Below are 11141 nucleotides of genomic sequence, written 5' to 3'. Positions count from 1 at the left end.
TCGCCTGCCAGACCATGCCGGCGGCACCGAACAGCCGGGCCGCGCGCTCGTCTCGGCCGTCAGCCGCCTCGACCCAGGCCAGCACCTCGAGGCAGGCGGCGACACCCCACCGGTCGTCCAGCGACCGCATGATCTTCAGGCCGCTCCTGACCAGGGCGGAGGCCCGGTCCTGCTCGCCCCTGAACCACCGTGCGAGGCCGACGACCCACAGCGCGTTCGACTTCGACAGGTAGGCGCTCCGGGTCTCGCACATCGCCAGGCACTCGGCGGCGAGCGAGTCCGCGCGATCATCGTCTCCAGCGCTGGAGTAGGCGATGACCAGATGGAACAGAGTCATCCACACGCCGTCCTGGTCGCCGTTGGCCGCGTGGAGGCCCCGCGCCTCGCGCAGGAGCCCGATCGCGCCGGCCGTGTCACCCTGGAGGTAGGCGGTCAGCCCGGAGAAGTGCGCGACGAACGCGAGGGCGACCCGGTCGTCGAGCCGCCGCGCCAGCTCGCGGCACTCCTCCAGCAGCGGCGAGGCCGCGGTCAGATCGGCCTGCCTGAGGGCGAACCAGGCGTCCACCCACAGCGCCTTGACCCGGGCGGCGGTGGGCTCCGCGTCCAGCTCCAGCGCCCGCTCCAGCCAATGGCGGCCCTCGCCGAAGGAGCCGGCGAAGAACACCCAGTAGTTCCACAACGCCGCCACGATCTCCAGGGCGTGTCGCGCTTCGCCGGGCTCGCGGAGGCAGAAGTCCAGCGCGGCCCGCAGGTTGGCGTGCTCGTGCCGCAGCCGAATGATCCACTCCGCCTGACGCGGGCCGAACCAGTCGGCCTCCGCCCGTACGGCCAGGCCGCGGAAATGGTCGCGATGCCGGCGGCGCGACGCCACCTCCTCCCCTGACTCGGCCAGAACGTTCTGGCCGTACTGGCGGATGACCTCCAGCAGCCGGTAACGGGCGTGCGTGACGTCCTCGCCGCGTACCAGGATCGACTTGTCCAGCAGGGACGCCACCAGGTCGAAGATCTGCTCCTGCGGCAGGCCGTCGCCCGCGCACACGTGTTCGGCGGCCTCCAGGTCGAACTCGCCGGAGAAGACCGACAGCCGGGCCCACAGGGTCCGCTCCTGCGGGGTACACAGGTCGTAGCTCCAGTCGATCGCCGCCCGCATCGTCTGGTGCCGGGGCACCAAGGCGCGGTACGCCGGAGTACGGGTGTCGAGCCGGTCCAGGATCTGCGTCACGGACAGTGCCTGCAGCCGGGCCGCGGCCAGCTCGATGGCCAGCGGGATGCCTTCCAGGCGACGGCAGAGCGCGGTCACCGCCTCCGCGTTGGCCTCCGTGACCATGAAACCGTTCAGCACGGCCGCGCCCCGCTCGGTGAACAGCCTCACCGCTTCGGACCGCGTCAGGGCCGCCGGCGGCTGGCCCGGCTCCGGGACGGCCAGCGGAGGCACGGCCAGCACGTATTCACCTTCGACGCCCAGCGTCTCCCGGCTGGTCGCCAGGATCCGCAACCTGGGGGCCGCGCCCAGCAGCTTGCCGGCGAGCACGGCGGCCGCGTACGTCAGATGCTCGCAGCCGTCGAGCACCAGCAGCAACTGCTTGTCCTCCAGGAACTCCACCAGCCCCGACAAGGGGCGCTGGGACGACTCGTCGCGCAGACCCAGAGCGTCGGCCACAGCCCGCGGGAGCAGCTCTCCGTCCTGGAGCGGGGCCAGATCCACCAGCCACACGCCGTCGCAGAAGGCCCGCCGGGCCTCGGCCGCCACGCGCAACGCCAGCCGGGTCTTGCCCACCCCACCGAGGCCGGTCACCGTCAGCATACGCGTGTCGGCCAGCAGCCGCCGGGCCTGTGACAGCTCCTGCCGGCGGCCGACGAACCCCGTCACCTCGACGGGCAGGTTACCGGCGGGCCGCCTTCGCGTCACCGCTGCCATGGTTAACAGTAGGTTTCACCCGCGAACCAGGTCAAACGTTTCTCCAGGTCAGCCGCAGCGCCCGGCCCGCTGGGCGGTACCAGCCTGGGCCATCTGAGTCCGATTGAGACCCAGGGGAAGGCGAGGCGGTCGTCGCCGTTCAGCAGGTCGACGCCGGCGATCTTCTCGATCCGGCGCAGCCGGTAGTACACGCTCACGCGGCGGACGCACAGGCCGGCGGCGCGGCCGAGAGGCGGTTCGGTACGACAATCGCCGCCAGTGCTTGCCCGAGGATGTGCACCGTGCGGGCCTCGGCGTTACGGTCGCCGGTCGCGCGACTGTGCTCCAGTACGCGGACGCACCATCGGCGTACGTGAGGAACAGGCGCGATTGGCGGAGAATCGCTTCATCTTCGCTTCCTCGTGCGGTGTAAATCTTCACCGCTCTTGGCACTAACGTGATCTGATGTCCCGCTTGCCCATTCTCTGCGTAGCCGTTCTGACTGTTGCGGTCGGATTGGTGGTGCGCGCGTTGTTCGACGGCCCCGTGTCGAAGTACGCGGGCGACGCCCTCTATACCGTGTTGATCTACACGCTCGTGGTGTTGATCCTCCCCAGGGTGAGCCCTTGGGTGGCGGCGGTGCTGGCGGCCGGGGCAAGCTGGGCGATCGAGTTCGCCCAGCTTGAGGAGATCCCGGCCGTGCTGCGGCCGCTACTGGGCAGCACGTTCAACCCGCCCGACCTCTTCTGGTACGCGGTGGGCGCCGCGGCGGCCTGGGCCGCGCACACGCTCTGGTTGCGGAGGGCGGGATGACGGCGTGGCGGATCCTGCTCGGGGTCAGCAGGACCTGACCTCGTCCAGGTAGGAGGCCATGCCGTAACGGAAGAAGAAGGTCTTGTGCGGCTGGAGCACCTTGCACGGGCTGTCGAAGTTGTACTGAATGATGATCTTGATGCGGATGGTACGGCCGCAGTCGTTGCGAACCTTCACCCACTTGCTGAGGTCGTGTCCCGTCCAGGTCGTCGCGCAGTCCGGGGCGCTGTCGAGGATTGTGCTCACGTCCGTGACGGCCGTCGGCCCGGCCAGTGCACCGGCGGAGGCCGACGCGCCATAGGCGGGCAACGCGACCAGCGCGGCAGAGGTGAGCGTCGCCATCGCCATGAGTCGGAACTTTCCTGTCATGCTCATCCATTCCTCTCGACTGATGATCAGCGATTGCGTGATCGCAGCGATCGGTAGAGCCGCCTAGTTCCACTGATTGGAACAAGTGTTTCCTTGATCCCAGCGGACCGCCTCCGCGATACGCGGCGAGTTATCCGCTCACCGCGGCAGCTGAGATGGCGGCCACCTTCAGCTCGGTCGCCTGGATTTGACCGGGCACAGCCAGCTCACCTGGGCAGACAGGTGTCTAACAAGCGACGCAACAAAATTGGACACAATTGACCGATCTTGTACGTCGGGCGTAAAACGCCAAGAGGTCCAGCCGACCGTCTCGTTCCCCTTAGGAAGGTGGTCTTCAAATGGGCGACGCGGTGACCTCGCCTCCGCCAGATCCGGCATCGGCAGGCAGCGCCCGGGAATTCATCGACGTACTCGACCGGCTCAGGATCTGGGCGGGACGGCCCTCACTGCGCCGCTTGCGTCACCTGGCCGGCCGCTCCACCACCCCCGATGGCCACCCTGCGGATGCCCTGCCACCGAGCACCGTGTCCTACATCCTCAACGGACGGGGGCTGCCCGGCCTGCCGCGGCTGGCCTTCGTCGAGGCCTACGTAGCGGCGTGCCTCGCCGCCTGCGACCTGTCACCCGAGGAGATCGAGACTCAAATCGCCCGTTGGCAGGACGCCTGGCGGCGAATAGCCAGCCCTGGTGACCTTGAGTCCGGCACCCAGCCGGTCAAGGAGACAACTCCCTCGGTTCACGCCTCCGAGCCGATGCCCGCGCGGCCGACCCGAGCCCGCATCGTGCTGTTTGGCCTCTCCGGGCTCGTGGCGGGCACGCTGATCGCCACGGTTGTGACCCTGTTCCTGTGGCCCGCCGATAAGGGAATCCCCTTGGTCCGCGGCGAAGATCCCAACCGGTGCGATTCGCCCTACGTCTGCTTCTATGATCGCGGGCAGACCGGCCGGTTCCGCGATGTCACCGACGACTATCAATCCCTCAACGACAGCCGCGACACGCCGGCCATGGTCAACCCTCGCAAGGATGACGTGGTGTGGCTGCGCTGGGAGGACGGCCACAGTGAGTGCACCATGCCCTTCGCAACCTACCGCCTCGCCCCGCGAGTGGCCGAGATCCGCATCAGCCGCGACTACCGCTGTCCCCCGTACACGGGCAAGCATCGGGCCATCCTGGATCCGGCCGCAGTAGTTCCAGCGCCCCTGCCGCCCTGCTACGTCACCACCCCACAATCTCGATCTTGAAGAGGGGGTCCGCGTAGCTTCGGCCGTATCCATTACCGCCGGGACCGCCGGTGGCCGGGATCTCGCGGCGGACGCCGAGCCTTCCCAGGCGGGGAATTCGCAGCCGCCAAGTTACGCGGCGGTGCGCACCGCCGGAGAGCTGTACGTGGAGTACGAGGGCGAGGCGAAGCCCGAGTACTACGACACGGTGGCGGATCCGAACCAGGAGCCCAACGACCCCGGCAACGCCAGGACCTCCGACCTGCCGAGCTCACGGGTCTCCAGCGCGTTCACCCCTCGTCCCCGCTGATCTCATCGCCGGTCAGCTCGCGCAGGCGGCGCAGCAGCGCCGCACGGCGGGCATGGGCCCGTACGAGCAGCACCAGCGCCGCCGCGACGAACAGGCCCCCGACCGCCAGCGCAAGCCCCAGGCCGGTGGCGCGCTGGACGGTGACGACGACCACCAGCGCGGCCGTGGCGGCGGAGGCGATCAGGCCGATCCAGGCGGCGATCACCCGATCCGCCGCGAACAACGGCACCCGGCGTGTCAGCAGCCACCCGCCGTACCCGGCCCACGCCAGGCAGAACACGGTGAACAGTCCGAACGCCAGATGCGTACGGCCAGGCAGCGGGCCCGGTTCGCTCCACCACAGCACGGCCACGAACACCGCCCCGGCAAGCCCGGCCACCAGCGCCGCCACCGCCCGAACACGCCTGCTCGGCGACAGCGACCGCTCCAGCCGCTCGATCATCTCCTGCGCCGACAGACGCGGTTCCTCCTCGGTCATGGCCGATACCCCTTCTCCTCCAGGTGCTCACGCAGCAGGCGACGGGCCCGGTTGAGCCGGGACTTGACCGTGCCGGCGGGAATCTGGCAGATCTGCGCGCAGTCCTCCACCGGCAGGTCTTCCAGGTAGAACAGGACGAGGACCTCCCGCTCCAGCACCGGCAGGGCCGACAGGGCGCTCACCAACTCGGCGCGATCCACCATGGCCTCGACCGGGTCGTCGACGGCGATGTCCCCCTGCGCGAGCCCCTCCTCCTCGCCGGCGTACTGGCTGCGCAGGCGGTCGATCACCGATCGACGGACGATCGTGAACAGCCAGGGCGCGAACCGGCCCGGTTCCCGCAGCCGGGGCAGGCCGCGGACCACCGCCAGCCAGACCTCCTGGCTCACGTCGTCGGCCCGCTCGGCATCCAGCATGCGCCGCACGTATGTCCATACCGGCACCCGCCAGCGGGCCACCAGCTCGGCCAGTGCCGCCCGCTCACCCAGCTGGGCGCGCACCACCAGCAGCTCATCGGTCATCTCATCCTCCCGTCACCCTGCACAGTCGGACGAGAAGCCGATCAGGTTCACCGTTTCCGCATCATCGTGCGGAGCCGACCAGGCTCATTCTGGCCATCGCAGCAAGCCGCGCTGCCGCCGGAACCATCCAGCAGAACCTGGAACGCGCCGCGCCACCATCGACCGCCCTCTACCGGATGTTCGATCGTCACGACAGCCACGGTTCCGCCGAGCGGTTGCTGGCGTACTTCACCGGCGAGGACGGGTCCACGACGGAGGAGCTCATCGCGAGCCTGCCCGAGATCGGCAACTTCCTCGGTGTACTCGCCTCGGCCACCTTGGGCGAACGGGGCGCTACCGCGGTCCCGGCGGTGCACGCGGCGCTCCGCGCGGTTCCCTTCCCGGCCCGGGAAGACGCCGACCACTGGTTCCGTGACGAGTCGACCAAGTACCGGCTGATGCACGCCCTCAGGCGGGCCGGTGCGGCCGCGGCGCCCGCGACGCCAACCCTGGGCGTTCGCCGGACTCACATGCTGGTGCTAGGCATTGGCTCGGCGGAGGCGTTCGGCTGCTTGTGCCCGGAGCGCATTGCCGGACACTGGGATGTCGCCGTGCAGTGCTTCCCATCGGGCGTTGTGCGCTGCCGGCCACAAGCTGGCCGCCCACGCGATCTCCCGCTCCACGGCCGTGAACAAGCGGCCCCGAATGTCCTGATAGGCCACCAGGAACGCCTCGGAACTTTCGATCGGCGCCAGCGTGGGCGGCCCGGCGCTGGCGAACGCCCCACTCGCCGCTCCCACCAGCGCCGCCTCCGGCTGCCACGCCAGGCTGTCCCAGTCGTGCACCGCCCACACCTCCCGACCGTGCCACCGGAGGTTCTGTGCCTCGAAGTCGGCGTGGCCCAGCACGCACGGCAGACTGGCGGCCAGTATCCGCCCGCGGGCCCGGTCGGCCGTGTCAGCGACGTACGCGGGCACGGCGCTCTGGTCTCGGGCATCGAGAAACTCGATCGCCGGCCACACTCCGGAATCCGTGTGGTCCCAACGCACCCAGCGCGGATTCGGCAGCGGCGGCGCGACCGTCACGTCAGCCAGTTCGGCCATCAGCTGGGCGAACACCTCCGCGTAGCGCACGGCCACGTCCGGCGAGTCCCCGTCCAACACCTCGCCGCCGGGCCGGAACTCCTCGGCGTGCACGGCCAGCGAACCGACACCGACCACTGGCGTGAGCGGCCGGGCACACGCAAACCCGCGCTCGGCCAACCGGGCCTGTGCCGCGACACACGACACGGCCCGACCGTCATCGGCGCGCGTCTTGACCACGACTTCCCTGCCATCGGCCAACCGGAGACCGAACACCATTGACATCTGTTGTAGCCGGAACAGCACGTCGGCGGGTTCGCCACCCAGATGGTCCAGACACCAAGCCGGCAACCAGTCCGGCAGATCGTCCAACGGCACACTGAGGACTGTGCCATGTGCACCGGAAGCGAGGGGTATGGACCCACGCACTGGAGCCAGCCCCGCCCGCTGGGCGCTGCTACCCGGATAGGACAAAGGCGACGGCGGCGCTATTGGCACCTATATGCCAGGTCGAGTGAGAAACCACTGCGCTTGCCGGACCGCGTGCCATGATCCTTGAGAAAGTGATCGAAGTCTTTCTCGTTCAGTTGATCCCGCTCGTCTCGGTGAACTTGTCCCATTTGGGAACAACTCCCGTCTCAGACGCGCGACACGCGGGCGCCTGGACCTTGGGGTAGCCGCGCGACCTACGGCAGATGAGCGCATTGGCGACCCGTCAAGTTGATCGGCGGGAAAATGGTTGGAAGGGACGACGTTCGGGCTGATAGCGTTCCGCAGACCGTGACATCACGCGAGGAGGTGAGACCCATGAACGCTGTATCGATGTGGGTGCTCCCCTTCGTCGTCACGGTCGGGCGATTGATGTAGGTGTCGCCGGGAGCGCCTCGACAAGGCACTCCCGAAAGGCAACAACCTATGAATTCTGCGCAGTTCACTTCGGGCATGGGCGAGCATGCCGTATTAATCACACGGGTCGCGGAGAGGCAATGGCACGCTGTGGAGGACCACCGGGTGGTCGGTCGCGGCGACGCTTCGCGCAGGCCCGACGGGCGGATCTTCCTCAGCATCGACGCGTGGCACGGCTCGGTCTTCGACCAACTCGCCGATGCCATGCTGGCGGACCTGCCGAAGCCGCTGTACACGGTGGTCGACGAGGCTGACCTCGACTTGACGTCCCAGTGGGAGCGAGCCGGCTTCACGACCCGACGCCGCGAGTGGGAGTACCTCGTGCCCACCGACCCGCGGGCCACGGGACTCGGCTCAGTGCTACCGCCGTCGGGCGTGACGATAGTGGCCGTCGGCGAGGCGGAGGAGGGCCGTCTGCGTACGTTGGACCGCGTGATTCGCGACGAAGTCGAGGCCACCGTCGGATGGCAGGAGATGCCGGCTGAGGTGTTGCCCCGCCCGGACGGCGTTACCCTGGTGGACCCGTCGAAGTACGCGGTGGCAGCACAGTCCGGCAAATACGTGGGACTGGTCCGGGTGGTGCCGGTGATCCGGCAGCCACGGATCGGGCTGATCGCAGTCCGGTCCGCCCAGCACCGCCGCGGTATCGCCCGGGCGCTGCTCGCCCACGTGCTGGGTTCGCTGCACCGCAGCGGGATCGAAACGGCATCGGCTGAAGTGAACGAATCCAACGGGGCGGCCATGGCGCTGTTCGAAGGCGTCGGCGCCCGGCGTGCGAGCAGCAACCTGGAATTGGTGCTTCGCTGAAGCCCCACCGCGCACGGCCGGCCACCGTCCGCGACAACCGCGTCTGCCGAGGCGCCTCCATCACGGTTGCGTCAACGGAATTCGTTTCCCAACCGACCTCACAGTCACCGACCGGAGAATTGCGAGAATATGGCAAGAACAGCAGGCGGCATCGAAGTCGAGGGCACCGTCGTCGAGTGCCTACGCAACGCCACCTTCAAGGTGGAACTCCAGAATGGGCACAAGGTGCTGGCGCACATCAGCGGGAAGATACGGAAGAACTACATCAAGATCTTGCCGTATGACCGGGTGCTCGTGGAGCTCAGCCCGTACGACCTCACCCGCGGGCGGATCCTCTACCGGTACAGGACGTAGCGGCGGGCACGTCATCGGCCTGCTGCGACAGCGGTAAGGGCGTCCGGCTTCGAGCCGGACGCCCTCGTAGCAAGGTCATCGGCGTGAGGGCGGCCGAGCTGGATCGCGCTCGACGCCGCCGGCGGCCGCGCTCGCCATGGCCGCGGCCGCCCTGACCTGGTGGTACGGCCGAACGGACGCGCGCCGAACCGCGGCCGCGTAGCGCAGGAGCAAGCCCCTGACAAGCCGGTCTCCTGAGTGCCGGTGCGTTTGGGGTCGCCGGGTTGCGTACGAAAGCCGTGACGGAGTCACCGGAGCGCAGCGCCAGGTCAGTCAGGATGCGGCCGGTGGGGCCGGTCGCTCCCAGGATGAGCAGATTCATGAGAGAGGGACCTTCCGGGTGGGGCTGCGGTGGGAGGAGTGCCGTTCGCGCCGGGTATCGACGGCATCCGCCACGGGCCGGCCGGAGCGGACCGGGCCCCGTCAGTGGTGCGGGGCGGCGAACGAGCGTGTCGGAACCGTGTCGAGCGCGGCGAGGGTCTCTTCGTCGAGGGTGATCGCGCCCGCTGCCAGGTTCGCTTCGAGATGGGATGCGTCGGCGGTGCCCGGGATGAGCAGCACATGGGGGGCGCGGTGCAGCAGCCAGGCCAGGCCGACCTGCGCCGGGGTGCATCCCAGGCTCTGGGCGGCGGTGAGCACGGCCGGCTCGTCGGTCACTTTCGGAAGACCCGCGAGCGCGCCGCCGAGGGGGAAGTAGGGCACCCAGGCGATCTGCTCGTCCGCACAGAGCTGGAGCATGTCCTCGTCGTCGCGCGTTACGAGGCTGTAGGCGTTCTGCACACAGACGATGCCCGCCGGCAGGGCGCGGCGCAGTCCGTCGAGGGCCACGCTGCTCAGCCCGATCGCACCAATCTTGCCTTCGCTGCGCAAGGCGATCAGTTCCGCGAGCTGGTCGTCGAGGTCGACCACCTGGTCGTCCGGGACGGGGATCGTGAGCCCGGCATCGACGCGGCGGAGGTTCACCACCGGGATCCGCTCCAGCTGAAGCGTGGCGAGGTTCTCCTCGACGCCGGCCCGCAGCTCCTCGGGCCGCTGCGCCAGACGCAGCGGGGCCGGGCCGCCGGGATCGGAGGCGGCGCCGACCTTGCTGACGACCAAGACGTCGTCCTGGGGCCGGAGCGCCTCGCGGATGACATCGTTGACGAAGCCGTCACCGTAGAACTGGGCGGTGTCCACGTGGTCGACGCCGAGGTCGATCGCCTGGCGCAGCAGGGCGACGGCGGCGCGGCGGTCACCGTGCAGGCGCTGCAGCTGCATCGCGCCGTACCCGACGCGCGAGACCGTACGGCCGGCCGGCCGTCGCGATGCGCGGCGCAACCGCGAGAAGCTCATCGCCGCCGCCCAGGCCGCCTTCGCGGCCGCCGACAGCCCGGTTGTGCTGGAGGCCATCGCCCGCCAGGCTGGAGTCGGAATCGGGACCCTGTACCGCCACTTCCCCACCCGTGAGAGCCTCGTCGACGCCGTCTACGCCGCCGAGCTCGACGACGTCACCGCGAGCGTCCCCACTCTGCTCGAACAGCACCCGGCCGACGTCGCGCTCCGGGCCTGGATGGGCCGCTACGCCACGTTCGTCGCCACCAAACGCGGGATGATGGAGACGCTGCGCGCCGGCTTTGCCTCCGGGCGCATCGCAGCCCCCTCACGGGAACGCGTCACCAGCACGATCGCCACGATCCTCGAACAGGGTGTCGCAGCGGGCACGCTCCGCGCGGACGTCCACCCCGACGACGTCACCACGATGCTCGTCGGCGTGTTCCTCGCCATCACGGCCGGCGCCCCTCAGGAGCAGACCGATCGCCTGCTCGACCTCCTCACCGACGCGGTCCGCCCGCGAACGAGCGCCGGTACGGACTCGTGATCAGCGGGGTCGGCTGCGTCGGCAAACGGCCGACGCCGACCGGCACCGCGCGCTCAACGAGCCGGGACTCTCGACGGTCGCTGTGGACGATCAGGGCATCACGGTTGCGAAGCCGGTGGTGACCTTGGACCATCTCCTTACCGACGCGTGCGACCTGATCGTCGACCGGGATCTTCTGTGCGCGAACGCCGTCATCGACGGTGAGATACGCATCGCCGGCGCCAGGATCGGGGGGAGGATGATCCTCGATGGCGCGCAGGTCGGGCGGTCAGGCGGCTACGGCCTTACCGCCGACGCGATCGTCATCGACGGCGGGTTGTTGTGTGGTCACGGCTTCCGCTCGTACGGCGAGCTGAGCGTGCAGGATGCCCGCGTGGGACGCAGGTGCGTTCAGCGGAGCTCGGCTGTCCAACCCCTCCGGCATCGCCCTGAATGCGGAAAGGCTCACCGGCGGGATCCTGGCCTGCGCCGCCGCGCTCGCCGTCGTCGCGGCGGCGACCACTCTCAG

The 11141-nt window shown here is 69.2% G+C and carries 13 protein-coding genes; 6 read left to right on the top strand and 7 right to left on the bottom strand.

All coding sequences use genetic code 11. The features are described from left to right. On the bottom strand, positions 1-1909 hold a 1909-nt coding region (locus tag AB0J09_RS40860), incomplete at its 3' end, for an AAA family ATPase (protein ID WP_360703344.1). An 11-nt stretch (positions 1910-1920) separates the two neighbouring features. Continuing rightward, positions 1921-2130: a helix-turn-helix domain-containing protein gene (locus AB0J09_RS40855; protein WP_360703347.1), complete on the bottom strand. Its 210-nt coding sequence runs from the start codon at positions 2128-2130 to the stop codon at positions 1921-1923. 286 nt (positions 2131-2416) lie between these two features. Between AB0J09_RS40855 and AB0J09_RS40850 the strand changes: the two genes are divergently transcribed. Continuing rightward, on the top strand, positions 2417-2710 hold the full coding sequence (locus AB0J09_RS40850) for a DUF2809 domain-containing protein (RefSeq protein WP_360703342.1): 294 nt from the start codon (positions 2417-2419) through the stop codon (positions 2708-2710). A gap of 24 nt (positions 2711-2734) precedes the next feature. Here AB0J09_RS40850 and AB0J09_RS40845 read toward each other — a convergent pair whose 3' ends face one another. After that, a complete protein-coding gene (locus tag AB0J09_RS40845) occupies positions 2735-3079 on the bottom strand; it encodes a hypothetical protein (protein ID WP_360703339.1) in 345 nt (114 codons plus the stop codon). 338 nt (positions 3080-3417) lie between these two features. Between AB0J09_RS40845 and AB0J09_RS40840 the strand changes: the two genes are divergently transcribed. Beyond that, positions 3418-4320, top strand: a complete 903-nt coding sequence (locus tag AB0J09_RS40840; protein ID WP_360703336.1) for a hypothetical protein — start codon at positions 3418-3420, stop codon at positions 4318-4320. A 121-nt stretch (positions 4321-4441) separates the two neighbouring features. Continuing rightward, on the top strand, positions 4442-4609 hold the full coding sequence (locus AB0J09_RS40835; RefSeq protein ID WP_360703333.1) for a hypothetical protein: 168 nt from the start codon (positions 4442-4444) through the stop codon (positions 4607-4609). On the opposite strand, the gene AB0J09_RS40830 is transcribed toward AB0J09_RS40835, so the two are convergent. The 3 genes from AB0J09_RS40830 to AB0J09_RS40820 all read right to left on the bottom strand — a co-directional run bounded on the left by AB0J09_RS40830 (position 4590) and on the right by AB0J09_RS40820 (position 7047). After that, complete coding sequence (locus AB0J09_RS40830; RefSeq protein WP_360703330.1) at positions 4590-5087, bottom strand: hypothetical protein; 498 nt, start codon at positions 5085-5087, stop codon at positions 4590-4592. The two genes, AB0J09_RS40835 and AB0J09_RS40830, sit on opposite strands and share 20 nt — an antisense overlap. After that, positions 5084-5608 carry a sigma-70 family RNA polymerase sigma factor gene (locus tag AB0J09_RS40825; RefSeq protein WP_360703327.1) on the bottom strand — a complete coding sequence of 175 codons (525 nt, stop codon included), beginning with the start codon at positions 5606-5608 and terminating at the stop codon, positions 5084-5086. The genes AB0J09_RS40830 and AB0J09_RS40825 overlap by 4 nt, the downstream gene beginning before the upstream one ends. Positions 5609-6126: 518 nt before the next feature. Beyond that, positions 6127-7047 carry a hypothetical protein gene (locus AB0J09_RS40820; RefSeq protein ID WP_360703324.1) on the bottom strand — a complete coding sequence of 307 codons (921 nt, stop codon included), beginning with the start codon at positions 7045-7047 and terminating at the stop codon, positions 6127-6129. A gap of 537 nt (positions 7048-7584) precedes the next feature. On the opposite strand from AB0J09_RS40820, the gene AB0J09_RS40815 reads away from it, so the two are divergent. Both AB0J09_RS40815 and infA read left to right on the top strand, forming a co-directional pair. Next, entirely contained in the window at positions 7585-8382 is a 798-nt protein-coding gene (locus AB0J09_RS40815) for a GNAT family N-acetyltransferase (protein ID WP_360703321.1), read from the top strand. Positions 8383-8511: 129 nt separating this feature from the next. Further along, positions 8512-8736: a translation initiation factor IF-1 gene (gene infA, locus AB0J09_RS40810; RefSeq protein ID WP_360703318.1), complete on the top strand. Its 225-nt coding sequence runs from the start codon at positions 8512-8514 to the stop codon at positions 8734-8736. A 462-nt stretch (positions 8737-9198) separates the two neighbouring features. On the opposite strand, the gene AB0J09_RS40805 is transcribed toward infA, so the two are convergent. Beyond that, a complete protein-coding gene (locus tag AB0J09_RS40805) occupies positions 9199-10164 on the bottom strand; it encodes an aldo/keto reductase (protein WP_360703315.1) in 966 nt (321 codons plus the stop codon). On the opposite strand from AB0J09_RS40805, the gene AB0J09_RS40800 reads away from it, so the two are divergent. After that, positions 10151-10633: a TetR/AcrR family transcriptional regulator gene (locus AB0J09_RS40800; protein ID WP_360703312.1), complete on the top strand. Its 483-nt coding sequence runs from the start codon at positions 10151-10153 to the stop codon at positions 10631-10633. The genes AB0J09_RS40805 and AB0J09_RS40800 overlap by 14 nt on opposite strands. Positions 10634-11141 lie beyond the last annotated feature (508 nt).

The sequence above is a fragment of the Nonomuraea sp. NPDC049784 genome, from assembly GCF_040659615.1.
Classification (GTDB): Bacteria; Actinomycetota; Actinomycetes; order Streptosporangiales; family Streptosporangiaceae; genus Nonomuraea.
This window is presented reverse-complemented; position numbering and strand designations above follow the sequence as displayed.

Coding starts and splice junctions, on each gene's coding strand:
- AB0J09_RS40845 (WP_360703339.1), bottom strand. CDS start 3,079: ATGACAGGAAAGTTCCGACTCATGGCGATGGCGACGCTCACCTCTGCC.
- AB0J09_RS40825 (WP_360703327.1), bottom strand. CDS start 5,608: ATGACCGATGAGCTGCTGGTGGTGCGCGCCCAGCTGGGTGAGCGGGCG.
- AB0J09_RS40805 (WP_360703315.1), bottom strand. CDS start 10,164: ATGGCCTCCAGCACAACCGGGCTGTCGGCGGCCGCGAAGGCGGCCTGG.
- infA (WP_360703318.1), top strand. CDS start 8,512: ATGGCAAGAACAGCAGGCGGCATCGAAGTCGAGGGCACCGTCGTCGAG.
- AB0J09_RS40830 (WP_360703330.1), bottom strand. CDS start 5,087: ATGACCGAGGAGGAACCGCGTCTGTCGGCGCAGGAGATGATCGAGCGG.
- AB0J09_RS40815 (WP_360703321.1), top strand. CDS start 7,585: ATGAATTCTGCGCAGTTCACTTCGGGCATGGGCGAGCATGCCGTATTA.
- AB0J09_RS40840 (WP_360703336.1), top strand. CDS start 3,418: ATGGGCGACGCGGTGACCTCGCCTCCGCCAGATCCGGCATCGGCAGGC.